Here is a 23,029-nt window from a genome sequence, read left to right as displayed (position 1 = left end):
GATAAAGGTGGAACAAATTGTGGCAAAGATAAAGGGGTAGATTGCCAGCCACTGCAAGCCACAATCGACAGTAGTGCGACAAGTTGTTTCAACAGGAGGTCTTCAAACGATTTAAAAAGAATTATCGGAATTTAAATCGATTAATTGTTTGATATCATTATCTTTTCCAAGATTATCCCTATTGCCATTTAAAATTTCTCCTTTTACTTTCGCGATAATTTAACGGCCAAGGCGCCTCAGCGAAGGAAAAAGCTATGGAGACGTTCGGAGTTCATAACCAGGCAATCGAGCTGGCGACGATCGGTTTCAGCAACGTACGCAGCGTACGTTACAACCTGTCCGCAGCTCTTCTCTATGAGGAGGCGATTCGCCGGGGAGAAGCCGAACTGACAGCACAAGGCGCCCTTCGTGCCACGACTGGGCAGCACACGGGCCGCTCGCCGCGCGACAAGTTCGTCGTTCGCGATGGCAATACCGACGCACAGATCTGGTGGGATAACAACAAGCCGATGTCGCCGGAGCATTTCGCGCTGCTGCACGAGGATATGCTGGCCCATGCTGCCGGCAAGGACCTCTTCGTGCAGGATCTCGTCGGCGGCGCCGACGCGGACCACGCATTGCCGACCCGCGTTGTGACCGAATTCGCGTGGCACTCGCTTTTCATCCGCAACCTGCTGATCCGTCCGAAGGCTGATGCACTCGCAGGCTTTGCGCCGAAGCTGACGATCATCGACCTGCCAAGCTTCAAGGCCGATCCGGAGCGTTACGGTTGCCGCACCGAAACGGTGATCGCCTGTGATCTGACCAACGGCATCGTGCTGATCGCCGGTACCTCCTATGCCGGCGAAATGAAGAAATCCGTCTTCACCGTGCTGAACTACCTGCTGCCGGAAAAGGGCGTCATGCCGATGCACTGCTCGGCCAATGTCGGCCCGGCAGGCGATGCCGCCGTCTTCTTCGGTCTCTCGGGCACCGGCAAGACGACCCTTTCGGCTGACCCGGCACGCACCCTGATCGGCGATGACGAACACGGCTGGAGCGAAAACGGCATCTTCAATTTCGAAGGCGGCTGCTACGCCAAGACCATTCGCCTCTCGGCAGAGGCCGAACCGGAAATCTATGCCACGACACAGCGTTTTGGCACTGTCCTTGAAAACGTCGTTCTCAACGAAGACCGCGAGCCGGATTTCGACGATGCGTCGCTGACGGAAAACACGCGCTGCGCCTACCCGATGGATTTCATTCCGAACGCATCCGAAACGGGCCTTGCGCCTCATCCGAAGACGATCATCATGCTGACGGCCGATGCCTTCGGTGTCATGCCGCCGATCGCCAAGTTGACGCCTGAGCAGGCCATGTACCACTTCCTCTCCGGTTACACTGCCAAGGTGGCTGGCACCGAAAAGGGTGTCACCGAGCCGGAAGCAACGTTCTCGACCTGCTTCGGCGCACCCTTCATGCCACGTCATCCGGCTGAATACGGCAATCTGCTGAAGGAGCTGATCGGCCGCCACGGCGTTGAATGCTGGCTGGTCAACACCGGCTGGACTGGTGGCGCGTATGGCATCGGCAAGCGCATGCCCATCAAGGCAACCCGTGCGTTGCTGACGGCCGCCCTTTCGGGCGAGCTTGCCAAGGTCGAGCTTCGCGCCGATCCGAATTTCGGCTTTGCCGTTCCGGTCGCAGTCGAAGGCGTGGATACGGGCATCCTCGATCCGCGCTCGACCTGGGCCGATAAGCAGGCCTATGACGCGCAGGCTGAAAAGCTGGTCTCCATGTTCATCGCCAACTTCGCCAAGTTCGAAAGCCATGTCGACGGCGGCGTGCGCGATGCAGCGCCCGGCATCAAGGTCGCAGCCGAGTAACTCGGTACCCGAACCAGTCGATTCACGTGAAACCCGGTCGCTCATGTGCCGGGTTTCACCGCTTTCAATTCGCAGTGATTATGCGCTAGAAGGCGGTATGGCCAGCGACGCGCTCTACATCAACGACAGGATCACCATCGCCGGATGGGAGCTGACGGAACAGTTCGTTCTGGCGGGCGGTCCGGGCGGTCAGAACGTCAACAAGGTGTCGACCGCCGTCCAGCTCTTCTTCAATATACCGAATTCGCCTTCACTCAACGAGCGGGTCAAGGCCAATGCGACCAAGCTTGCCGGCAGGCGCATGTCGAAGGACGGCGTATTGATGATCGAGGCAAGCCGGTTCCGCAGCCAGGACCGCAATCGCGAAGATGCGCGCGAGCGGCTGAAGGAACTGGTCCTCGAGGCCGCCAAGCCGCCACCGCCGCCACGCAAGAAGACAAAGCCGACCAAGGGCTCGATCGAACGACGGCTGAAGGAAAAATCCGGCCGGTCTGAAGTCAAGAAGATGCGTGGCCGCCTGGGCGGCGGGGAGTGACATGCCGGAACTTTTGAGCGGCATTCGCCATCTTCCGGAATATCTGGATCGTGCCCGCCAGGAAGGACTGGTCAGCATCATCAGGACCATCGTCGCAGAAGCGCCGCTCTACGTGCCAGTCATGCCCGGTACCGGCAAGCCGATGTCGGTGAGGATGACCAATTGCGGTTCGCTCGGCTGGGTCACGGATAAGGAGCGAGGTTATCGCTATCAACCGATGCATCCGGCGACCGGTAGGCCGTGGCCGGCCATACCTTCTGAATTGCTTGATATCTGGAATGACGTTTCGGGTTACGACAAGCCGCCCGAAGCTTGCCTCGTCAATTTCTATTCCGACGAGGCGCGCATGGGCCTGCATCAGGACAAGGATGAGAACGATCTGAAGGCGCCGGTCGTGTCGATTTCCCTCGGCAACGCCTGCCTCTTCCGTCTCGGTGGGGTGAACCGCAACGACAAGACCATGTCCTTCAAGCTGTCGAGCGGCGATCTTGTCATTCTCGGCGGGGAGGGGCGGCTCTGCTTCCACGGCGTCGACCGCATCTATCCGGCAACATCCACGCTTCTGAAGAACGGCGGACGCATCAACCTGACGCTCCGTCGTGTCAATCCTTGACCCGTGAAAACCCCTAGAGCTTGCGCAGTGCCACCTGCTCGATCAGGTGATCCTTGCCCTTGCGCAGAATAAGATCGGCGCGTGGCCGCGTCGGAAGGATGTTCTGGCGCAGGTTCTTGAGATTGATGTTCGCCCAGAGGTCTTCTGCAATCGCCACGGCTTCTTCCTCGCTGATCGATGCATAACGGTGGAAGTAGGAATTCGGATCCCGGAAGGCAGTTTCCCTGAGGCGCATGAAACGCGTGACGTACCAATTGTGGATCTGTGTTTCCTCGGCGTCGATATAGATCGAGAAGTCGAAGAAGTCGGACACCATCGGCACGATCTTGCCGTCCGCCGGCAGGTCACGTGATTGCAGGACGTTGATGCCCTCGAAGATCAGAATATCGGGCCGGTCAACGATCTTGTACTCGTCCGGCAGCACGTCATAGACGAGGTGCGAATAGGAGGGTGCCCTCACATCCGGCAGGCCGGCCTTGATCGCCGACAGGAAACGCAGGATTGCGCCGGTGTCGTAACTCTCCGGAAAACCCTTGCGCTGCATCAGGTTCTCGCGCTTCAGCACGGCGTTCGGATAGAGAAAGCCGTCCGTCGTGACGAGATCGACCTTGGGGCTGGAAGGCCAGCGGCCGAGCAGTTCCTTCAGGATACGAGCTGTCGTGGACTTGCCGACCGCCACGGATCCGGCGATGCCGATCACGAATGGCGTCTTCGTCACGTCAGAAAGGCTGAGGAACCGATTGCGCTGTTCGAACAGCAGTTGTGAAGATTCCACATGCGCCGAAAGCAGACGCGATAGTGACAGATAGATACGCCTAACTTCGTCGAGGTCGATCGGGTCGCCCATGGAGCGAAGCCGCTTGACTTCGTCTCCCGTCAGCGTCAGCGGCGTGTCCGCACGAAAATGCGCCCATTGGTCCGAGCTGAAGAAATGGTAGGGAGAATAAGAAGCGGTCTGGAAATCATCCACCTTTTCCGCCACTCCGATAATCTGCGTTGCGATGCTCATGAACTCTGCCGGCTGGCCTTTTCCTTGAGGCCGGATTGCGCGGTCCGCCGCGCAAGTTCGGTCATGACATTCTCTAGCGGTATTTCAGCAATCTTCAATACGACCAATAGGTGATAGAGCACGTCGGCTGCTTCATAGGTGAGGTTTTCGCGGTCGTTGGTGACCGCCGCCATCACGGCTTCGATGGCTTCCTCGCCGAGTTTCTTGGCCGCTTTCGGTTGCCCTGCAGCCACCAGCTTGGCTGTCCAGGATTCATCCGGTGAAGCCTTCGCCCGCTCTTCGACGATCCGCTCGAGGTCGGAAAGGGAAAATCCGCTCATGATACTGCTTTCAATCTCAATCGAGCCGCATCGCGATGCCGCGTTCAGACATATAGTGCTTGGCTTCGCCGACAGAATAGGTGCCGAAATGGAAGATTGACGCGGCGAGCACCGCATTGGCATGACCTTCCTTCACACCGGCCACGAGATCGTCGAGATCACCCACACCGCCAGACGCGATGACGGGCACACGGACGGAATCGGCAATCGCCCGGGTCAGCTCCAGATCGTAGCCGATCTTCGTGCCATCGCGGTCCATCGAGGTGACGAGCAACTCGCCGGCGCCGCGGGCAACCATCTTCTGAGCGAATTCCACAGCGTCGATGCCGGTCGCGTTGCGGCCGCCATGCGTGTAGATTTCCCAAGCACTGAGATTGTCGCCGCCGACCTGCTGCGTGAGGCGCCGCTTGGCATCGATCGACACGACGATACACTGGTCGCCAAACTTGTCGGCTGCCTCGGCCACGAAATCCGGATTGTTGACCGCCGCCGAATTGATCGAGACCTTGTCGGCACCGCAAAGCAGCAGCTTGCGGATATCGGCAATGGTGCGAACGCCGCCGCCGACTGTGAGCGGCATGAAGCATTGCTCGGCCGTGCGCGCCACGACATCGAAGATCGTCTCGCGATTGTCCGAAGAGGCGGTGATGTCGAGGAAGCACAGCTCGTCGGCACCGGCTGCATCATAGGCCTTGGCCGCTTCGACCGGATCGCCGGCATCGACCAGATTTAGGAAGTTCACGCCCTTGACGACACGGCCGTCCTTGACGTCGAGGCAGGGGATCACGCGGGCCTTCAGGCTCATTATGCACTCTCCTTGGCCCGGGCGGCCTTGATGAGATCGAGCGCCTCCTTGGGATCGATCCGCCCATCATAAAGGGCCCGACCGGAGATGGCGCCTTCGAGCTTGCGCGCATCCGGCTGCAGCATGCGCTTGATGTCTTCGATCGAGGCGAGGCCGCCCGATGCGATGACCGGGATGGAAACGGCATCCGCCAGTTCCAGCGTCGAGGTCCAGTTGATGCCGGTCAGGATGCCGTCGCGGTCGATATCCGTATAGATGATCGCGGCAACGCCGGCACCCTCGAATTTCTTTGCGAGTTCGATGATGCCGAGTTCGGAAGCCTCCGCCCAGCCTTCTACGGCCACCTTGCCGCCTTTGGCATCGATGCCGACGGCAACATGGTCCGGAAATTTCTTGCAGGCTTCGATCACAAGTGCCGGATCACGCACGGCAACGGTGCCGAGGATGACGCGGCGCAGCCCACGCGAAAGCCAGTTCTCGATATGATCGAGCGTACGGATGCCGCCGCCGAGCTGAACAGGGTTTTTCGTGGCCTTCAGGATCGCCTCAACCGCATCGCCATTGGCCGAATGTCCCGCGAAGGCACCGTCGAGATCGACTACATGCAGCCATTCGAAACCCTGCTCTTCGAAGGATTTCGCCTGGGCAGCCGGATCGGTATTGTAGACCGTTGCCTGCTGCATGTCGCCGAGCTTCAAGCGAACGCATTGTCCGCCCTTAAGGTCGATCGCGGGAAAAAGGATCATTCGTCTCAGGTCCGTAGCGTCGTGGGCACCATCAGTGCATTCCACGCATCTACGATATCCGAACGAAAAAAGACAGCGGCAATGGTGAGAGCGGCAAAAAGCACCAGCAGCAGCAACGTAACAGTGAAGCCGACCCGCACCTGGCGCCAGAAACCGGTGCGTTTCTTCACCGACTTCTCGATACCGCGCACCTGACGCAACGCCTCGCTATTGGTGGCAACGAGCTGGATTTGCGGCTCCATGGCTTCGACATAGATTTCGGCATAGCTCGACAGGATCTGCGAGGCGCGGTCGCGCAAGGTGTTGCGCAGATCGGCGGAGAGGTAGTTGCTCGTTACAGCCGCGATTTCCGCGTCGTTTGGTGAGCGGCCCGCATTGCGCTTGCGATGGCTGACGATAAAGTCCCGCTTCTGGCGCTCATAAAGTGCATAAGCAAGCAGGCCGATCAGATCGTCTTCGCCTTCGATGTAGAATTCCAGCACCGCTTCAGCGAGATCGCCGGCGCTTACCTCGCCCGATCGCAGTCTTGGGTTCTCTTTTCCCGGAAAGGTCTCCTGCATCAGCCGCCGAGCCTCTCTTTGAGCGCCTTTGATGCGTTCACGAGTGCTTTGCGATGCAGGGTCTCATCGACTTGGCGGATGATCACCCCGCCAGGCAGCCGGATATCGACGAACGGCGGCTGGCCCTCTCTGGCCGGCCGCAGCCTGTAGAATATCTTGCCTGATTTCCGCGAAGCCGGCATTGAGCACGCTCCTGTATCCACCCCTTCACTTATAGGGGAAATAAGGCGCGCGTATTAAAAGACAGCCCTTACGGCGCCCAGCGCAGGAAATTCGCGATCAGCGCCAGTCCGAGCTTCTGGCTCTTTTCCGGATGGAACTGCGAACCCGCCATGTTGTCCCGACCAACGAAGGCCGTCATCGGCCCACCATAATCGGTCGTCGCAATCACATCGCCGGCATTCTCGGCTGCCAGATGGTAGGAGTGCACGAAATAGGCGTGCAGGCCATCAGGCCCCGTCGGAATGCCGTCGAAAAGCGGATGCTCATATTTCAGATTGAGCGTGTTCCAGCCGATCTGCGGGATTTTCAGCTCGGGATCGGCAGGCGTCATCTCGACGACGTCACCCGGAATCCAGCCGAAACCCTGCGTCACCGTCTTTTCGAGCCCGCGCGAAGACATGAGCTGCATGCCGACGCAAATCCCGAGGAAAGGCTGCGCCCTTTTCTCGACAGCCTCAAGCAAAGCTTCCGTCATGCCGGGCACGGCATCGAGCCCGCGGCGGCAATCGGCATAGGCGCCGACACCGGGAAGCACGATCCGATCGGCGGCGGCAACGATCTCGGCCTTGTCGGTCAGATTAATCTCGGCCTCGATGCCGGCTTCGCGGGCGGCGCGTTCGAAAGCCTTGGTGGCCGAGCGCAGATTGCCAGAGCCGTAGTCGATAATCGCGACACGCATTATTTGCGCCCTCCGTCAAAGCCGAAGAGACCGAGCGAAGTGGAATGACCCGGCCGCATCTGCGGACTGGAAGCCTGGTTCCATTCGGGCACCTTCAGATCGGCGCCGGTCTCGATGTTGGAAAAATAGATCTCTTCCGCAAGATCGATCGAGGAAGCGCTGATTGCGACCTCCTCGCGCCAGCCGCGGGAGGCAAGGCCGCGGATACGGAAATTCTGTCCCTCGAACCCGACGAGCAGGTTCACGCCGAAGGCGAGAGCCATTCCCGCCGGCCCGAAGCCTGGTTCTTCCGCCAGCACGCCGCCGATCGCCTGCAGCGCGAACGCAATGATTGCGTGAAGCCAGAGGCGATGCGCAAGCAGCCAGATCCAGGGAAAGAGGAAGGCAAGCCACGAGAAACCGTCACGGATCGTGCGCGTATCCTCGCGCTGACCATCAGGTGGAACAAGAAAAACGTAGCTGGATGCCATCTGACGCTCCCTGATGGGGCTCAGGCGAGCGTGCCCTTTGTCGAGGGAACGCGGCCTGCCTGCCGTGGATCGATCTCTGTCGCAGTGCGCAGAACGCGTGCGACGGCCTTGAAGCATGTCTCTGCAATATGGTGGTTGTTGGCACCATAGTGATTGAGAATATGCAGCGTGATCCCGGCATTCTGGGCAAGCGCCTGGAAGAATTCGCGCACCAGTTCGGTATCGAAAGTGCCGATCTTCGGCGCGCTGAAGGAAACGTTCCAGACGAGGAAGGGGCGGCCGGAAAGATCGACGGCAGCCTTCGTCATCGTCTCGTCCATGGCGAGATCGATCGAGGCATAGCGGGTGATGCCGCGGCGGTCGCCGAGCGCCTTGGCGATCGCCTGGCCGATGGCGATGCCGGTATCCTCGACCGTGTGATGGTCGTCGATATGCAGATCGCCCTTGGACTCGATTTCCATATCGATCAGCGAATGTCGCGAAAGCTGATCCAGCATATGGTCGAAGAAGCCGACGCCCGTCGAAATCGTCGACTTGCCGGTGCCGTCAAGATTGACGGAAACGGAAATGGACGTCTCGTTGGTCTTGCGGGAAACACTGCCCGTGCGGCTTGCTGCGGTCTCGGCCATATGGCTTTCTCCTTGAAATCAAGGTGGTTCCTTATCAGGCGGATTGCGAAATATCCAGAAGCGTGGGGGCAGAAAAGGAAGGCCATTTGCAATCGTCGCGGGCCCTCTTACATAGGGTTCAACAGGGCCGGCGTTCGGCCCGCTGGAACCGCCCGCGTGCCGGGCAACAGGTGTTAGATGACGACAATTATTACAGTTCGAAAAGGCGGCAAGGTCGTGGTGGCCGGCGACGGTCAGGTCAGCCTGGGCCAGACCGTCATGAAGGGCAATGCCCGCAAGGTCCGCCGTATCGGCAAGGGCGAAGTGATCGCCGGCTTCGCTGGTGCGACCGCCGATGCCTTCACCCTTCTGGAAAGGCTTGAAAAGAAGCTGGAACAATATCCGGGTCAGCTGATGCGCGCCGCCGTTGAGCTCGCCAAGGACTGGCGCACCGACCGCTACCTGCGCAATCTCGAAGCCATGATGCTGGTTGCCGACAAATCGGTGACGCTCGCCATTACCGGCAATGGCGATGTGCTGGAGCCCGAACATGGCGTTGCCGCTATCGGTTCGGGCGGCAATTTCGCGCTTGCCGCGGCTCTCGCACTTACCGACACAGACAAGTCCGCCGAAGACATTGCCCGTCGTGCGCTCGATATCGCCGCCGACATCTGCGTGTACACGAACCACAATGTCATCGTGGAAACGCTGGACGCGGAATGACGGAATATGTCTTCCGTTCCGTCACGGTGGCTGATCTGCCCCTTCTGGCCAAATGGCTAGGGAAGCCGCATGTCCGCCGCTGGTGGAGCGAGCCGGAAGAGGCACTGGCCTCGATCGAAGAGCATCTGCATGATCTGGCGGTCGAGCCCTATATTGTGACGCTCGACGGCAGGGATTTTGCCTTCATTCAGGTGGCTGATCTCGATGATTAAGACGATGCTGCACTGGACGGTCAGCCCGATGGTACCTGCGGCATCGATCAGTTTATCGGGGTCGAAGCGCTTCTTGGAAAGGGTCACGGTCCGGCCTTCATGGCGCAGTTTTGCCAGTCGCTTTTCGATAGGGGCAAGAACCGCGTGCTGGTCGATCCGCATCCGGACAACGCTTTCGCAATCAGAGCCTATACCAAGGCAGGCTTTCAAAGACTTGGCGAAACTACTACGAATTACGGCCGGGCGCTTCTGATGGCCCTGGACCGCCAGGAGAATGATAGACAATGACCACTTTTTCTCCCCGCGAGATCGTTTCCGAGCTCGACCGCTACATCATCGGCCAGCATGAGGCCAAACGCGCTGTCGCGATTGCGCTCCGCAACCGCTGGCGCCGTCACCAGCTCGATCCGAGCTTGCGTGACGAAGTCATGCCGAAGAACATCCTGATGATCGGTCCGACCGGCGTCGGCAAGACGGAAATCTCCCGTCGCCTCGCCAAGCTCGCCGGTGCACCTTTCATTAAGGTCGAAGCCACGAAATTCACCGAAGTCGGTTATGTCGGCCGCGACGTCGAGCAGATCATCCGCGATCTCGTCGAGGTCGGCATCGGCCTGATCCGCGAAAAGAAGCGTACGGAGGTTCAGGCAAAAGCCCATATGAGCGCCGAAGAGCGCGTTCTCGATGCGCTGGTCGGTGCGACGGCCTCGCCCGCGACGCGTGAAAGCTTCCGCAAGAAGCTGCGCAATGGCGAACTCGACGACAAGGAAATCGATATCGAAGTAGCCGATACCGGCTCCGGAATGGGCGGCTTCGATATTCCCGGCATGCCGGGCGCCAATATCGGCGTACTGAACCTGTCGGAAATGTTCGGCAAGGCGATGGGCGGCCGCACCAAGAAGGTGCGCACGACGGTGAAGGCCTCCTACACCGACCTGGTCCGCGACGAGTCCGACAAGCTGATCGACAATGAGGTCATTCAGCGCGAAGCCGTGCGCTCGGTTGAAAATGACGGCATCGTCTTCCTCGACGAAATCGACAAGATCGCGGCTCGCGATGGCGGCGCCGGCGCCGGCGTTTCCCGCGAGGGCGTGCAGCGCGACCTGCTGCCGCTCGTCGAAGGCACCACGGTCTCGACCAAATACGGCCCGGTAAAGACGGATCACATCCTCTTCATCGCCTCGGGCGCCTTCCATGTTTCCAAGCCGTCGGATCTGCTGCCCGAATTGCAGGGCCGCTTGCCGATCCGCGTCGAGCTTCGTCCGCTGAACAAGGAAGACTTCCGCCGCATCCTGACGGAAACCGAGGCCAGCCTCATTCGCCAGTATAAGGCGCTGATGGAAACCGAAAGCCTGACGCTCGATTTCACCGATGACGCGATCGATGCGCTCGCCGATGTCGCCGTCCATCTGAACTCCTCCGTCGAAAATATCGGCGCGCGCCGCTTGCAGACGGTCATGGAGCGGGTGCTGGACGACATCTCCTACAATGCACCGGATCGCGCCGGCACGGATGTGAAGATCGATGCAGCTTACGTGCGCGAGCATGTCGGCGATCTCGCGCAGAATACCGACCTGTCACGCTTCATCCTGTGATCGGGAAACATCGTTTCCTGTCTTTGCGCAGGTAACGCAGAAACTTTGACGATCTGAACTCTCGACAGCGGGCCTTTTACTTTTTAGTGAAAGGCCCGCTTTGTTTTTTGTACGGCTTTATTCGGACAAGATTCTGGTCCAGTCAGCCGCGACACGAAGACGACAGGGAAAGACGGGAAAGCAGATCGTGCGACGCCTTTTGACAAGCCTTGTGATTGCCATCACCATTGCGGGCTCGGTTCCTGCGCTTGCGGCGCAGGCTGTCCCGCCAGGCAACCGTCATGCCGAGCAGCCGGATATTCCAGGCGCTTCGGTCCGTCGCACCAAGGGCACCAAGACGACGTTCGATATCAAATATGAGAAGGTGTACGACCTCCTGTCGACCGACCATGAACTCATGGGCAAGATCAAGAAGGTTTCGAATGCCTATGGTATCAACCCCATTCATGTGATCGGCGCGATCGTCGGCGAACATACTTACAATGTCGATGCCTATGACCGCTTGCAGTCCTACTATGTGAAGGCCGCGTCCTATGCCGGTCAGAGCTTCCGTTTTGCCTATGATGGCGAGAGTGTCGATGATTTCGTCGACCGGCCGCAATTTGCCGCCTGCAACGGCAAGAGCGATTCCTACACGCTCTGGAGTTGCCGCGAGGACGTTTGGGAAAGCGATTTCCGCGGCAAGACCGTGGGTGGCAAGAGCTTTCCAAACAATCGCTTCAGCGCTGTCTTCTTTCAGCCCTTCTATGCCGGTCAGACCTTCGGTCTTGGTCAGGTCAATCCGCTGACGGCGCTCATGTTGTCGGATCTGGTATCGCGCGTATCGGGATATCCCAAGCTGGATGAGAAGAACGCCGGATCGGTCTACAAGGCCATCATGGACCCCGATATCTCGCTCGCCTTTGTCGCCGCCTCGATCCGCCGGTCGATCGACGACTATAAGGAGATCGCCGGCATGGATATTTCCGGCAATCCGGGTCTCACCGCGACCCTTTATAATGTCGGCAATTCGCGCCAGCGCGCCGCAGCGATCGCCGCCAAGAATCGCGCTTCCGGCACGACAGTCTGGCCGGAAGAGAATTATTACGGCTGGCTGATCAACGACAAACTGGACCAGCTCAAGGGCCTGCTCTAACTTCAGGCCTGCCGGGAAGACGATATCTCCCGGGAAAGGCTATGCTGATGGACATGCGTCCGGACCCCTTCGTACCGCCGGCACCGCTGCCGCGCACCGTGCCGCCGTCGCGGCTCGAAATCATCAGGACGATCTTCCGCAACCCGCTCGAACTTTGGGGCGAGCCCTCGTATACGCTACCCTGGATCTACACCAATTTCTTCGGGCAGCGAACGCTGATCGCCAACGATCCCGGGCTGATCAAGCATGTGCTGGTCGACAATGCCAATAATTACCGCATGTCCGACGTCCGCCAGCTTGTGCTGCGCCCGATCCTGCGCGACGGACTTCTAACCGCCGAAGGTTCGGTTTGGAAACGCTCGCGCAAGGCTGTCGCCCCTGTTTTCACGCCCCGCCATGCCAAGGGCTTTGCCAGCCAGATGCTGCGCCAGTCGGAAGAATACGTCCGCAAATATGCCGATGTCGACGAAGACGGCACGATTTTCGATATCAGCACCGACATGACGGAGCTGACTTTCGCCATTCTCGCAGACACGTTGTTTTCCGGTGAGATCGTCACATCGAGCGGCCACTTCGCCGATGATGTCAATGAGCTGCTGCATCGCATGGGCCGCGTCGATCCGATGGATCTGCTGCGGGCGCCGTCCTGGGTTCCACGTGTGACACGTATCGGCGGCCAGAAGGTGCTGGAGAAATTCCGGGCGATCGTGCGCAACACCATGGATATGCGGCTTGCCAAGATGAAGGCAGATCGCAGCACCGCGCCGAACGATTTCCTGACCCTGCTGCTGGAGCAGGCCGGTCCTGATGGTCTCACAAAGGAGGAGATCGAGGACAATATCCTGACCTTTATCGGTGCGGGCCACGAGACCACAGCCCGCGCGCTCGCCTGGACGCTCTATTGCGTATCGAATAGCCCGCATATCCGCGAGGCGATGGAAGAAGAGATCGACAGGATCCTCGCTTCAGGCGCAGACCCGGTCGAATGGCCGGATCTGATGCCGCAGACCCGCGCCGCCTTCGAAGAGGCACTCCGCCTTTATCCGCCGGCCCCGTCGATCAATCGCGCGGCCATTGCAGATGATTCCTGGACCAGCCCCAAGGGCGAGCGGGTCGAGATCGCGGCTGGTGTTACTGTGCTCGTCATGCCCTGGACATTACATCGCCATGAGCTCCATTGGGACCGGCCGCGCGCCTATATGCCGGAACGTTTCCTGCCCGAAAACCGCGCCTCCGTTGGCCGCTTCCAGTTCCTGCCCTTCGGTGCCGGTCCGCGCGTCTGCATCGGCGCGACATTCGCGCTTCAGGAAGCGGTTATCGCATTGGCTGTGCTGATGCATCGCTATCGGTTCGATTCGACCGATCAGACGAACCCCTGGCCGGTGCAAAAACTGACGACGCAGCCGCAAAACGGCCTTCCGATGCGCGTGACCCGCCGGACTGTTTCCAAGTCTGCATAAATCTTTCGAATTGTTGCTGAATTGACTGTGAATGAAAGCCGGGCAAAGTGGCAGCATGAAAAAGCTGCCACTGCAAGGGAGACACCGCATGAACCGCATTGAAAAGAATGGTCTCTTCATCGAAGCCGTCCTTCATGATTTCCTCGTGAAGGAAGCGTTGCCGGGCTTCGCAATCGATGCGGACAAGTTTTTCGCCGATTTCTCGGCGATTGTGGATGATCTGGCTCCGAAGAATCGCGCACTGCTTTTGAAGCGCGATCAGCTGCAGGCAAAGATTGACGATTGGTATCGCCAGAACGGCGCACCGACGGATATGGACGCCTATCAGTCCTACCTGAAGGAGATCGGCTATCTCCTGCCCGAGGGGCCGGATTTTCAGGTTTCGACCGCCAATGTCGATGCCGAGATCGCCTCCATTGCCGGCCCCCAGCTCGTCGTTCCCGTCATGAATGCCCGTTACGCCCTGAATGCCGCCAACGCCCGCTGGGGATCGCTCTATGACGCGCTCTATGGCACCGACGCTATCCCGGAAACGGACGGCGCCGAAAAGGGCAAGGGATACAATCCCAAGCGTGGTGAGAAAGTTATCGCCTGGGCACGTGATTTTCTCGATTCTGCGGTTCCGCTTGAAGGCAACTCCTGGAAGAATGCCGGCTCTTTCGCCGTGAAGAATGGTGCTCTCGTTATCGCCGCCACCAACGGCATGGCTCTCGCGCTCAAGAATGCCGAGCATTTCGCCGGCTATCGCGGCGATGCGAACGCGCCGACCCATATTCTTCTCAAGAATAACGGCATTCACATCGAAATCGTGCTCGATGCGTCGACCCCGATCGGCAAGACCGATCCGGCCCACATTTCCGATGTCTGGCTTGAATCGGCGATAACCACGATCATGGATTGCGAAGATTCCGTTGCTGCTGTTGATGCCGAGGACAAGGTCACCGTCTACCGCAACTGGCTTGGCCTCATGAAGGGTGACCTGCAGGAGGAAGTGACGAAGGGCAGCTCCACTTTCACCCGCAGGCTCAATCCTGATATCGCTTACACAGCGCCCGGCGGTGCGACCTTCGAGCTGCATCGCCGTTCGCTGATGCTGGTGCGCAATGTCGGCCACCTCATGACCAACCCGGCGATCGTCGATCGCGATGGCAACGAGGTGCCGGAAGGCATCATGGATGCCATGATCACCGGCTTGATTGCGCTTTACGATGTCGGCTCCTCCGGACGCCGCAAGAATTCGCGCGCCGGCTCAATGTATGTCGTCAAGCCGAAGATGCACGGCCCAGAAGAGGTCGCCTTCGCCGTTGAGATCTTCTCGCGCGTTGAAGATGCCCTCGGCATGGCGCGCAACACCATCAAGATGGGCATCATGGACGAGGAGCGCCGCACCACGGTCAATCTCAAGGAATGCATCCGCGCTGCCCGCGAACGCGTCGTCTTCATCAACACGGGTTTCCTCGATCGCACCGGCGATGAGATCCACACTTCTATGGAAGCCGGTCCGATGATCCGCAAGGGCGACATGAAGCAGGCTGCCTGGATCGGCGCCTACGAAAACTGGAACGTCGATATCGGCCTCGAATGCGGCCTTTCCGGCCACGCGCAGATCGGCAAGGGCATGTGGGCCATGCCCGATCTGATGGCCGCGATGCTTGAGCAGAAGATTGCGCATCCGAAGGCCGGGGCGAACACAGCCTGGGTGCCATCACCAACGGCCGCCACTCTGCATGCCACGCACTATCATAAAATCAATGTCGCCAAGGTACAGGAAGGTCTGAAGGACCGCACCCGCGCCAAGCTCTCCGATATTCTCTCGGTGCCGGTCGTTGTACGGCCGAACTGGACTCCGGAAGAAATCCAGCGTGAACTCGACAACAACGCTCAGGGCATTCTGGGTTATGTCGTCCGTTGGGTCGACCAGGGCATCGGTTGCTCCAAGGTGCCTGACATCAACAATGTCGGCCTCATGGAAGACCGTGCGACGCTGCGGATTTCCGCCCAGCACATGGCGAACTGGCTGCACCACAAGATCGTCACCAGGGAGCAGATCGTCGAAACCATGAGGCGCATGGCCGCCGTCGTCGATCAGCAGAATGCCGGCGATTCGGCCTACATTCAGGTGGCCGGACATTTCGATGATTCGATCGCCTTCCAGGCAGCACTCGATCTGGTCCTGAAGGGCAGGGAGCAGCCGAATGGCTACACCGAGCCTGTCCTGCATCGCCGCCGCATAGAGCTCAAGGCAAAGCAGACCGCCTGAGCTTGAGCATGCCAGATGCAAAAAGGCCGCCGAACCCAAGGTCCGGCGGCCTTTTTTATACCGAATTCGGCTTTTAGCTTACTGGATAACGATGACCTTGGAGGTGGTCTTGCCCGGACGGACGCGGCTGTAGAGGTCGATCACGTCCTGGTTCATCAGGCGGATGCAGCCCGACGAAGCGGCAGTACCGATCGAGGCCCATTCCGGAGTGCCGTGCAGGCGGAAGAGCGTGTCCTTGCCCTCTTCATTGAAGAGGTACATGGCGCGTGCGCCGAGCGGGTTGGTGAGGCCCGGACCCATGCCGTCTTCGACATACTTGGCGATTTCAGGACGACGGACGGCCATTTCCTTCGGCGGGTGCCAGTTTGGCCATTCCTGCTTCCAGGCGACATAGGCCGTTCCGGACCAAGCGAAGCCCTGTTTGCCGACGCCAATGCCGTAGCGAACAGCCTTGCCGTTGGGCAGGATGTAATAGAGGTGACGCTCGCGCGTGTTGACGATGATCGTGCCGGGACGTTCGTCGCTCTGGTAGCTGACGATCTGGCGGCGGAATTCCGGCTTGACGCGGTCGATCGGGATCGCCGGCAGGGAGTATCCGGCATCCGACGTTACGCCATAGGCGTCATTGAAGATTTGTGCCGTCTGAACGGTCGGACCCGCGCCCGTGTCGGTGGATGCGGTTTCGGACGTCGTTGAGCAGCCGGCCAGTGCCAGGGTCGCCAGCAGGCCAAATACAGGGAATGCATTGCGGATGCGCATGGATGACTCGTGAAGGTTTTGGGCAATTGGAGGATAGTCTTTCGACCATCGTTATTTATGGTTTATTTTCGATTAACTTTGCCTTTGCAAGGCTACTGCGGTGCGACAAAATCCATCTGAGCCGCAAATTAAAAGCGCATGGCTTTTTTGCAACAACGGCCAACCCCACTTGATGGTTATCCATGACGATTTTGAGCGTTTACAATAACAATCCGTTAATCGATGGCCGGCAATCGGACAGGGCCATGATGGTGCGCCGTGGCATGCAGATTTTGCTTCACGAGATGCGCCACGCGGTGTTGCCGGAGCTGCCGCTGGCGAGCGGTCGCCGAGCCGATCTGATTACGATCTCTGAAAAAGGAGAGGTCTGGATCGTCGAGATCAAGACGTCGATCGAAGACTTCAAGGTCGATCGCAAATGGCCGGATTACCGTCTGCATTGCGACAGGCTATTCTTTGCAACACATAAGGATGTGCCCCTGGATATCTTTCCGGAAGAGTGCGGCCTTTTTCTTTCAGATGGTTACGGGGCGCATATGCTGCGCGAAGCACCTGAACACCGCCTGCCGCCAGCGACCCGCAAGGCCGTGACCCTCAATTTCTCGCGCGCAGCTGCTCAGCGGCTGATGATGGCCGAATGGGCAAACGGCAAGCCCTTCAACGTCGACGACGTCTGATTATTTCGGTGCGCGTTTGGCGAGGATGCGCTGCAGTGTGCGGCGATGCATGTTGAGCCGGCGTGCCGTCTCGGACACGTTGCGCTCGCACATTTCATAGACACGCTGGATGTGTTCCCAGCGGACGCGATCGGCCGACATGGGATTTTCCGGCAGTTCCGCCTTCTCTCCCGGCCGCTGCGTCAACGCGGCAAACACATCATCGGCATCCGCGGGTTTTGCAAGGTAATCCACAGCCCCGAGCTTCACTGCGGTCACGGCAGTGGCGATGTTTCCGTAGCCCGTCAGCACGATGATTCGCGTATCGTCACGCCGCTGGCGGATCGCTTCGATGACATCGAGGCCATTGCCGTCGCCGAGCCTTAGGTCGACCACCGCATATTTCGGCGGCCTGCCTTTGGACTTGGCTACACCTTCTGCCACCGATTCGGCCGTTTCCACATGAAAGCCGCGCGCCTCCATGGCCCGCGCCAGGCGACGCAGAAAGGGGCCGTCGTCATCGACGATCAGCAGGCTCGGGTCGGGCCCGATATGCTCCTCGTTAGAGCCGGCGGAAATCTCGTGATTCTGATCTGTCATCGCTACGGTCCCGACGGTTGAATGTCCGAAATGCGTCAACCGCTCATATCCTGTTTATGCCCACAAAGTCATTTTGTCGAATTTGCGTCCATCAATACGCGTGGCCATTCGATTCGAATGCGAGCGCCGGCATTTTCCGGTTCGCGGTTTTCGAAAATCAAGGATGCACCGGAGCGCTCCAGTAGCGTTTTGGCGATGAAAAGCCCCAGTCCCAGGCCTCCAGCCGTATCTTCCTTCTGCCGTTTTGTGACGTAGGGTTCGCCGATCCGCGTGAGAATATCGGGTGCGTAACCGTTGCCGTCGTCCTCGATGACAATGAGCACCTTTTCGTGATCATGCTCCACCGTGACCGTCACCTTCTCCCGCGCATAGTCGACGGCGTTCTCGATGAGGTTGCCAAGCCCGTACATGATGCCGGCATTGCGGTCGGTAACAGGCTCGCCCCTGCGCGGGCTCTTCTCAATCAACTCCAGCTTGATACCGAATTCGCGATGCGGCGCCACGATTTCCTCCATCATCGAGGAGAGCGGTAGCCGCCGCAGATGCGCCTCGCCTTCGGCAGAGAGCGTCGTCAGCCGACGAAGGATATCGCGGCAGCGCTCGCTTTGGCTGCGCAGGAGCTGCACATCCTCGCGGAACCGGTCGTCATTCTTGAGCTCGCGCTCCATTTCCTTGGCAACGACACTGATCGTGGCAAGCGGGGTGCCGAGTTCATGGGCTGCCGCGGCAGCAAGCCCGTCGAGCTGCGAAAGATGCTTCTCCCGCTGCAGCACAAGCTCCGTTGCTGCCAGCGCGTCGGCAAGCTGGCTCGCTTCCATCGACACCCGGTAGGCATAGAAGGCGGCAAAGGCCATCGTCGAGGCGATCGAGCACCAGACACCGAACTGCATGACATTGTGCACATTGATTTCCATCCCGTCGAACCACGGAAGCGGGAAGGGCGAAAAGGCAAGCACGGTAATGCAGACCATCGCAAAGCCGATCAATGCCGTGCTGTAGCGGATCGGCTGTGAGGCGAAGGAAATGATGACGGGTACGCAGACCAGCGCTGCAAAGGGATTGGCTAGGCCGCCGGTAATGAAGAGCAGCGCGCAGAGCTGCAAAAGATCGAAACCCAAAAGCGCGAAAGCGGCAGGCGGCTCAAGCCGGTGGGTCGGCGGATACCGGATCATCAGATAGAAATTCACCCAGGCGAGTGCGGCAATCAGCGAGCAGCTGGCAACCAGCGGCAGGGGGAATTTCAAGAGGAAGGCGACGATGACGACCGTTACCGCCTGGCCGGTGACTGCCAGCCACCGCAATCGCACCAAAGTCTGCAACCGCAGCCGGCGGCTGCTCAGCCTGTCTTCCTGTGTCTGGATCTCGGTCTTCTCGATCACGCCATACTCCTACAGCCCAAACTCCCACAGCATCGACGCCGGCGCTCTAAGGACGGCAGATTATGTACCACGGGGCTTTGCCCTTGTCGTTGGCGCCGCTTCGTCAGGCCTCTCCGGCCAGGGATGTCTCGGATAGCGCCCCCGCATGTCAGCACGCACATCCCTCCATGAGCCCGCCCAGAAACCGGGCAGGTCGCGGGTCGTCTGGATCGGCCTGTGGGCCGGAGAAGTAAGCTCCAGAAGCAGGGGCAATCGTCCCCCAGCGACCGCCGGATGCTGCTTGAGACCGAAGAGCTCCTGAACCCGGATCGTCAGCGTTGGTTCTTCGCCGTCGTACTGGATCGGATGACGCTGCCCCGTTGGTGCCTCGAAATGCGTTGGAGCAAGCCGTGCGAGATCGCGCTGCAGATCGTGCGGCACGAGCGCCATCAGCCCGTTGGAGAGCCCGGAGACGGAAATATCCGAAAGCCCTCGCGCGTCCGTTTGGAAAGGGATGAACCAGTCTTCCATCCGATCAAGTAGTGCTTCATCGCTCATGTCGGGCCACGGTTCACCGATCGTCCGGTGCAGGAAGCCGATTCGCTCCCGAAGTTGCAGGGCCTCCTTGGGAAAGGGAAGCTGATCGAGCCCTAGTTCCTGCAATCCCTGCGCAAGCGCCCGCACCACCGCCTCGCCCGAGGGGCGCGGAAGCGGCGCTTCCTCGAAGATGATCGCTCCGAGCCTTGTGGCCCGGCGTGCCCGCACCTGCCGGCTCTGCCTGTCGAAAAAGGTCTGGTCGTCCGTCCGGATTTCGCCCGGCAGTTCAACCTCGATGTCGGCACGGGAGATGTCCGCTGCCGCCAGAATTCTCCCCTGCGCGGCCCGGCCCGTCAGATCGGCAACGACCAGCATCTGGCTGCCGGCCAGCCGCTCGGTCTCCGCCAGCTCCGCGCCGCGGCCATTCGCCATGACATATCGCCCGCGCGCGCCGCGCTGAAGTGCGACCCGATCCGGGAAAGCGTGCAGCAGAAGCCTTCCTGCGAGCGCAGGTTCAGCACTTGAAACCTTGTTGAAGCCTTCCGAGAGCCTTTCCGCGAGCCGTCTCGAAGCCTCTGCCCTTTCGCCTTTTTCGCCTTTGAACCGTCGCAGGCGCTCTTCCAGATCGAGGCTGGTGCCGCCGAGCCCTTGCTCGGTCAAAAGCACGGAGATCAGCGCCGCATCCTTGGCATGACCTGATTCACCAGCCGAAACCACCATGGCAGCCAATCGCGGCGGCAGGGCGAGGTCGCGCATCACCTTTCCGCGCGCCGTCAACGCGCCGTCCTTGTCCAGCGCCCCGAGCTGTACCAGCAGCGCGCGCGCTTCCTTGATCGTCGTCACCGGCGGCTGATCGACAAAGGCGAGCGATTTTGTATCCTGGACGCCCCAAGAGGCAAGATCGAGTACGAGACCGGAAAGATCGCTCGAAAGGATCTGTGGTGGGGTGAAGGCCGGGAGCGCCGCCGTCTGGCCCTGGTGCCACAAGCGGATGGCGATGCCCGGCTCCGTTCTTCCGGCGCGGCCGGCGCGCTGATCGGCCGAAGCGCGCGACACGCGCACGGTTTCCAGCCGCGTGATGCCCGTCGATGCCTCGAAGACGGGCAGCCGCTGCAACCCGCTGTCGATCACGATCCGTACCCCGTCTATGGTAATTGAGGTTTCGGCAATCGAGGTCGCAAGCACGATTTTGCGGGTACCCGGTGCCGCAGGGCGGATCGCCGTATCCTGCTCCTTCTGGCTGAGATTGCCGTAGAGCGGTGTAATCAGCGTCTCGGCGCCGAACCGCCCCTCGAGTCGCTCTGCCGTCCGTGTGATCTCCGCCTGACCGGGAAGGAAAGCGAGGATCGATCCGGTTTCGCTCGCGTGAAAACCCGCGATCGCCCGCACCATTGCGTCTTCAATTCGCTCGCCGCCCGGTCGGTCCTGATAGCGGATATCAATCGGAAAGCTTCGCCCCATGCTTTCGATGATAGGCGGATGTTCAAGCAACGCAGCCACCCGCTCGACATCAAGCGTTGCCGACATCACAAGGATTCGAAGATCGTCGCGAAGCGCCGATTGAACGTCAAGCGCCAGCGCAAGACCGAAATCGGCATCCAGCGACCGCTCGTGAAATTCGTCAAAGATGACGGTGGAGACGCCTGAAAGTTCGGGATCATCGAGGATCATGCGAGCGAAGACTCCCTCGGTGACAACCTCGATCCGCGTCCTTGCCGATATCCTGTTGTCCAGGCGCATGCGGTAGCCGACCGTTTCGCCCACCTGCTCCCCGAGCAGAGACGCCATCCGGCTTGCCGCGGCGCGTGCCGCCAGCCGGCGGGGTTCTAGCAGGATGATCTTCCCGTCAGCGCGCCAGGCCTGGCCAAGCAGATGAAGCGGTACGAGCGTCGTCTTCCCGGCGCCCGGAGGAGCCGAAAGTACGGCGCGCTTCTCCTTGCCAAGCGCCGCGCTGATATCGTGCAGCATGTGCGAAACCGGAAGCTCCGGCAAAGAAGGCATGGTCTTCACTTTTCGCCCGTCACCATTTCATAGGCAAGGATGGCGGCGGCCAGATCCTCGAGCGCTGCACCAACGGATTTGAAGAGCGTGATTTCCTCATCGTCCTTCCGTCTACCGCAGGTGCCAGCGATCAGTTCTGCGAGCTCGCCGCGTATATCGTCTGCTTTTAATACCCCGCTCTTCAGCGGTTGCGCGATGTCGCCACCTTCGCTGAGCGCGCCGGCTCTCGTATCGACATATACGGCGGAGCGACGCACGGCATCATCGTCGCTCTCGCGCATGCTGGGTTTGAAAGCGCCGACAAGGTCGAGATGGGCACCGGGCTTAAGCCACTCGCCACGAATAAGCGGCTCGCTGGAGAGCGTCGCACAGGAAATGATATCGGCCGTTTTCGCCGCCGCTCCAAGATCGCTCACAGCTTCGGCCTGCAGCCCAAGTGCTCGCGCCTCCTCGGCTACCTTCTCCGCCGCTTCGTTATTGCGTCCCCAGACATGGTAGCGCCGGATCGGTCTGGCTATCCCATGTGCCTGCATGAGGTTGAGTGAAAGTCGGCCGGTACCGCAGACCAGCATTTCCTCGGCGTCCGACAGGGAAAGATAGCGCGACGCCAGGGCCGAGGTCGCTGCAGTCCGGCGTGCCGTGAGCTCCCCGCCCTCGATGACCGCCAGCATCTGGCCGGTTGCTGCAGAGGAGAGCAGATAGCTTCCGAAAATCGCCGGAAGGCTTCGGCGAACATTGCCGGGAAAGACGGAAACAGTCTTGATGCCCGTATACTGCCCGGGGAGCCAGGCCGGCATCAACAGAAGAGTGGCATTCTCTTCCCCGGGGACCTCCATATCGTGGTGATGGCGAACGGGCATGACGCAGGTGCTTCGAAACATTGCCTCGATGGCGTCGATAAGCTCCGCCCAGGGCAGTGCGGATCGCGTCTGTTCTTCATCGAGGACAAGCATTCTGAAACTCCGTATCGGCTTGGATATGACTGTTTCAGACTAGCGATTGGGGCGGTCGAGGCAAGCGGTTGGAATTCGGGGCCATGCTTCCCATATAAGGAGGGCACCCAAAATCGAGACTGCTTGACCGTATCGAGCGAAAACCGATCCGAAACCGGGCTATTTTGACCGGCAAATTGGCGCGTGTGACCGAGCGCTCAAAAACAGCAAGCAAAATCAACCTGTTACAAAAATGTCAAAAAAGTTGGATTGGTGGTGTTGACTGTTTCGGTGTGTGAGGATTATAAGCCCACTCACTGACGAGGGCGGCGGCGCTGCTGGCGACGAAGTCTCTCGTTCTAAAGAAATCAA

Annotated in this window: 24 protein-coding genes and 1 pseudogene; 11 read left to right on the top strand and 14 right to left on the bottom strand. The window is 59.7% G+C overall.

Annotated features, from left to right (window positions below; translation table 11 throughout):
- Positions 1–254 precede the first annotated feature (254 nt).
- The 3 genes from FHX06_RS23540 (at position 255) to FHX06_RS23530 (ending at position 3,013) form a co-directional block, all read left to right on the top strand.
- Positions 255–1,865, top strand: a complete 1,611-nt coding sequence (locus tag FHX06_RS23540; protein WP_113209825.1) for a phosphoenolpyruvate carboxykinase — start codon at positions 255–257, stop codon at positions 1,863–1,865.
- A gap of 97 nt (positions 1,866–1,962) precedes the next feature.
- Positions 1,963–2,400: an alternative ribosome rescue aminoacyl-tRNA hydrolase ArfB gene (gene arfB / locus FHX06_RS23535; RefSeq protein WP_113013482.1), complete on the top strand. Its 438-nt coding sequence runs from the start codon at positions 1,963–1,965 to the stop codon at positions 2,398–2,400.
- Between the two features lies 1 nt (position 2,401).
- The gene (locus FHX06_RS23530) at positions 2,402–3,013 is read left to right on the top strand and encodes an alpha-ketoglutarate-dependent dioxygenase AlkB family protein (RefSeq protein WP_112970650.1); all 612 of its coding nucleotides are present in this window, start codon (positions 2,402–2,404) and stop codon (positions 3,011–3,013) included.
- A 13-nt stretch (positions 3,014–3,026) separates the two neighbouring features.
- Here the strand turns inward: FHX06_RS23530 and coaA are convergent, their stop codons facing one another.
- The 9 genes from coaA to hisB all read right to left on the bottom strand — a co-directional run bounded on the left by coaA (position 3,027) and on the right by hisB (position 8,453).
- Positions 3,027–4,022 carry a type I pantothenate kinase gene (gene coaA / locus FHX06_RS23525; RefSeq protein ID WP_113115864.1) on the bottom strand — a complete coding sequence of 332 codons (996 nt, stop codon included), beginning with the start codon at positions 4,020–4,022 and terminating at the stop codon, positions 3,027–3,029.
- Positions 4,019–4,342, bottom strand: a complete 324-nt coding sequence (locus FHX06_RS23520; RefSeq protein ID WP_113115863.1) for a phosphoribosyl-ATP diphosphatase — start codon at positions 4,340–4,342, stop codon at positions 4,019–4,021. The genes coaA and FHX06_RS23520 overlap by 4 nt, the downstream gene beginning before the upstream one ends.
- Positions 4,343–4,358: 16 nt before the next feature.
- Positions 4,359–5,147 (bottom strand): imidazole glycerol phosphate synthase subunit HisF, encoded by a 789-nt coding sequence (gene hisF, locus FHX06_RS23515; protein ID WP_112970649.1) that lies wholly within the window; start codon positions 5,145–5,147, stop codon positions 4,359–4,361.
- Positions 5,147–5,893 (bottom strand): 1-(5-phosphoribosyl)-5-[(5-phosphoribosylamino)methylideneamino]imidazole-4-carboxamide isomerase, encoded by a 747-nt coding sequence (gene hisA, locus FHX06_RS23510; RefSeq protein ID WP_113209826.1) that lies wholly within the window; start codon positions 5,891–5,893, stop codon positions 5,147–5,149. Before hisA ends, hisF begins: the two co-directional genes overlap by 1 nt.
- A 5-nt stretch (positions 5,894–5,898) precedes the next feature.
- Positions 5,899–6,453, bottom strand: coding sequence for a hypothetical protein (locus FHX06_RS23505; RefSeq protein ID WP_112970647.1), 555 nt, complete (start codon positions 6,451–6,453; stop codon positions 5,899–5,901).
- Positions 6,453–6,635 carry a hypothetical protein gene (locus tag FHX06_RS23500; RefSeq protein ID WP_112545002.1) on the bottom strand — a complete coding sequence of 61 codons (183 nt, stop codon included), beginning with the start codon at positions 6,633–6,635 and terminating at the stop codon, positions 6,453–6,455. The genes FHX06_RS23505 and FHX06_RS23500 overlap by 1 nt, the downstream gene beginning before the upstream one ends.
- A gap of 68 nt (positions 6,636–6,703) precedes the next feature.
- A complete protein-coding gene (gene hisH, locus FHX06_RS23495) occupies positions 6,704–7,354 on the bottom strand; it encodes an imidazole glycerol phosphate synthase subunit HisH (protein WP_112970646.1) in 651 nt (216 codons plus the stop codon).
- A complete protein-coding gene (locus FHX06_RS23490; RefSeq protein WP_112970645.1) occupies positions 7,354–7,824 on the bottom strand; it encodes a DUF2628 domain-containing protein in 471 nt (156 codons plus the stop codon). The genes hisH and FHX06_RS23490 overlap by 1 nt, the downstream gene beginning before the upstream one ends.
- 20 nt (positions 7,825–7,844) lie before the next feature.
- Positions 7,845–8,453, bottom strand: a complete 609-nt coding sequence (hisB, locus tag FHX06_RS23485) for an imidazoleglycerol-phosphate dehydratase HisB (RefSeq protein WP_112545005.1) — start codon at positions 8,451–8,453, stop codon at positions 7,845–7,847.
- A 177-nt stretch (positions 8,454–8,630) separates the two neighbouring features.
- Between hisB and hslV the strand changes: the two genes are divergently transcribed.
- From hslV to FHX06_RS23455, 6 genes and pseudogenes are all read left to right on the top strand, one after another.
- Complete coding sequence (gene hslV, locus FHX06_RS23480; RefSeq protein ID WP_112970644.1) at positions 8,631–9,155, top strand: ATP-dependent protease subunit HslV; 525 nt, start codon at positions 8,631–8,633, stop codon at positions 9,153–9,155.
- A pseudogene (locus FHX06_RS23475) lies at positions 9,152–9,655 on the top strand (GNAT family N-acetyltransferase). Before hslV ends, FHX06_RS23475 begins: the two are co-directional and overlap by 4 nt.
- Complete coding sequence (gene hslU / locus FHX06_RS23470; RefSeq protein ID WP_112545008.1) at positions 9,652–10,959, top strand: ATP-dependent protease ATPase subunit HslU; 1,308 nt, start codon at positions 9,652–9,654, stop codon at positions 10,957–10,959. The pseudogene FHX06_RS23475 and the gene hslU overlap by 4 nt, the downstream one beginning before the upstream one ends.
- A 187-nt stretch (positions 10,960–11,146) precedes the next feature.
- Positions 11,147–12,094 carry a DUF1402 family protein gene (locus FHX06_RS23465; protein ID WP_113013517.1) on the top strand — a complete coding sequence of 316 codons (948 nt, stop codon included), beginning with the start codon at positions 11,147–11,149 and terminating at the stop codon, positions 12,092–12,094.
- Positions 12,095–12,141: 47 nt separating this feature from the next.
- A complete protein-coding gene (locus FHX06_RS23460; protein ID WP_113209852.1) occupies positions 12,142–13,554 on the top strand; it encodes a cytochrome P450 in 1,413 nt (470 codons plus the stop codon).
- A gap of 88 nt (positions 13,555–13,642) precedes the next feature.
- Positions 13,643–15,814: a malate synthase G gene (locus FHX06_RS23455; protein ID WP_113209827.1), complete on the top strand. Its 2,172-nt coding sequence runs from the start codon at positions 13,643–13,645 to the stop codon at positions 15,812–15,814.
- Positions 15,815–15,892: 78 nt separating this feature from the next.
- On the opposite strand, the gene FHX06_RS23450 is transcribed toward FHX06_RS23455, so the two are convergent.
- Positions 15,893–16,573 (bottom strand): L,D-transpeptidase, encoded by a 681-nt coding sequence (locus FHX06_RS23450; RefSeq protein WP_112545010.1) that lies wholly within the window; start codon positions 16,571–16,573, stop codon positions 15,893–15,895.
- Positions 16,574–16,575: 2 nt separating this feature from the next.
- Between FHX06_RS23450 and FHX06_RS23445 the strand changes: the two genes are divergently transcribed.
- Together FHX06_RS23445 and FHX06_RS23440 are read left to right on the top strand one after the other, a co-directional pair.
- Complete coding sequence (locus FHX06_RS23445; RefSeq protein ID WP_162710101.1) at positions 16,576–16,746, top strand: hypothetical protein; 171 nt, start codon at positions 16,576–16,578, stop codon at positions 16,744–16,746.
- Positions 16,747–16,755: 9 nt separating this feature from the next.
- The gene (locus FHX06_RS23440; protein WP_113209828.1) at positions 16,756–17,250 is read left to right on the top strand and encodes an MmcB family DNA repair protein; all 495 of its coding nucleotides are present in this window, start codon (positions 16,756–16,758) and stop codon (positions 17,248–17,250) included.
- Here FHX06_RS23440 and FHX06_RS23435 read toward each other — a convergent pair whose 3' ends face one another.
- The 4 genes from FHX06_RS23435 to FHX06_RS23420 form a co-directional block, all read right to left on the bottom strand.
- Positions 17,251–17,829, bottom strand: a complete 579-nt coding sequence (locus tag FHX06_RS23435; protein ID WP_025670009.1) for an ActR/PrrA/RegA family redox response regulator transcription factor — start codon at positions 17,827–17,829, stop codon at positions 17,251–17,253.
- A gap of 68 nt (positions 17,830–17,897) precedes the next feature.
- Positions 17,898–19,208, bottom strand: a complete 1,311-nt coding sequence (locus FHX06_RS23430) for an ActS/PrrB/RegB family redox-sensitive histidine kinase (RefSeq protein WP_113209829.1) — start codon at positions 19,206–19,208, stop codon at positions 17,898–17,900.
- Positions 19,209–19,268: 60 nt separating this feature from the next.
- Positions 19,269–21,725, bottom strand: coding sequence for an ATP-dependent helicase HrpB (hrpB, locus tag FHX06_RS23425; protein WP_113209830.1), 2,457 nt, complete (start codon positions 21,723–21,725; stop codon positions 19,269–19,271).
- Positions 21,726–21,730: 5 nt separating this feature from the next.
- Positions 21,731–22,678, bottom strand: a complete 948-nt coding sequence (locus tag FHX06_RS23420; protein ID WP_113209831.1) for an ornithine cyclodeaminase family protein — start codon at positions 22,676–22,678, stop codon at positions 21,731–21,733.
- Positions 22,679–23,029 lie beyond the last annotated feature (351 nt).

This window comes from Rhizobium sp. BK512 (assembly GCF_014194915.1).
Lineage (GTDB): Bacteria > Pseudomonadota > Alphaproteobacteria > Rhizobiales > Rhizobiaceae > Rhizobium.
Note: the sequence above shows the minus strand (reverse complement) of the source record. Positions and strands in the feature narration are given on the sequence as shown.

Bases quoted from the DNA above. Each gene is read 5' to 3' on its own strand.
- FHX06_RS23540 (WP_113209825.1), top strand. From the start codon at position 255: ATGGAGACGTTCGGAGTTCATAACCAGGCAATCGAGCTGGCGACGATC.
- arfB (WP_113013482.1), top strand. From the start codon at position 1,963: ATGGCCAGCGACGCGCTCTACATCAACGACAGGATCACCATCGCCGGA.
- FHX06_RS23530 (WP_112970650.1), top strand. From the start codon at position 2,402: ATGCCGGAACTTTTGAGCGGCATTCGCCATCTTCCGGAATATCTGGAT.
- coaA (WP_113115864.1), bottom strand. From the start codon at position 4,022: ATGAGCATCGCAACGCAGATTATCGGAGTGGCGGAAAAGGTGGATGAT.
- FHX06_RS23520 (WP_113115863.1), bottom strand. From the start codon at position 4,342: ATGAGCGGATTTTCCCTTTCCGACCTCGAGCGGATCGTCGAAGAGCGG.
- hisF (WP_112970649.1), bottom strand. From the start codon at position 5,147: ATGAGCCTGAAGGCCCGCGTGATCCCCTGCCTCGACGTCAAGGACGGC.
- hisA (WP_113209826.1), bottom strand. From the start codon at position 5,893: ATGATCCTTTTTCCCGCGATCGACCTTAAGGGCGGACAATGCGTTCGC.
- FHX06_RS23505 (WP_112970647.1), bottom strand. From the start codon at position 6,453: ATGCAGGAGACCTTTCCGGGAAAAGAGAACCCAAGACTGCGATCGGGC.
- FHX06_RS23500 (WP_112545002.1), bottom strand. From the start codon at position 6,635: ATGCCGGCTTCGCGGAAATCAGGCAAGATATTCTACAGGCTGCGGCCG.
- hisH (WP_112970646.1), bottom strand. From the start codon at position 7,354: ATGCGTGTCGCGATTATCGACTACGGCTCTGGCAATCTGCGCTCGGCC.
- FHX06_RS23490 (WP_112970645.1), bottom strand. From the start codon at position 7,824: ATGGCATCCAGCTACGTTTTTCTTGTTCCACCTGATGGTCAGCGCGAG.
- hisB (WP_112545005.1), bottom strand. From the start codon at position 8,453: ATGGCCGAGACCGCAGCAAGCCGCACGGGCAGTGTTTCCCGCAAGACC.
- hslV (WP_112970644.1), top strand. From the start codon at position 8,631: ATGACGACAATTATTACAGTTCGAAAAGGCGGCAAGGTCGTGGTGGCC.
- hslU (WP_112545008.1), top strand. From the start codon at position 9,652: ATGACCACTTTTTCTCCCCGCGAGATCGTTTCCGAGCTCGACCGCTAC.
- FHX06_RS23460 (WP_113209852.1), top strand. From the start codon at position 12,142: ATGGACATGCGTCCGGACCCCTTCGTACCGCCGGCACCGCTGCCGCGC.
- FHX06_RS23455 (WP_113209827.1), top strand. From the start codon at position 13,643: ATGAACCGCATTGAAAAGAATGGTCTCTTCATCGAAGCCGTCCTTCAT.
- FHX06_RS23450 (WP_112545010.1), bottom strand. From the start codon at position 16,573: ATGCGCATCCGCAATGCATTCCCTGTATTTGGCCTGCTGGCGACCCTG.
- FHX06_RS23445 (WP_162710101.1), top strand. From the start codon at position 16,576: ATGACTCGTGAAGGTTTTGGGCAATTGGAGGATAGTCTTTCGACCATC.
- FHX06_RS23440 (WP_113209828.1), top strand. From the start codon at position 16,756: ATGACGATTTTGAGCGTTTACAATAACAATCCGTTAATCGATGGCCGG.
- FHX06_RS23435 (WP_025670009.1), bottom strand. From the start codon at position 17,829: ATGACAGATCAGAATCACGAGATTTCCGCCGGCTCTAACGAGGAGCAT.
- hrpB (WP_113209830.1), bottom strand. From the start codon at position 21,725: ATGCCTTCTTTGCCGGAGCTTCCGGTTTCGCACATGCTGCACGATATC.
- FHX06_RS23420 (WP_113209831.1), bottom strand. From the start codon at position 22,678: ATGCTTGTCCTCGATGAAGAACAGACGCGATCCGCACTGCCCTGGGCG.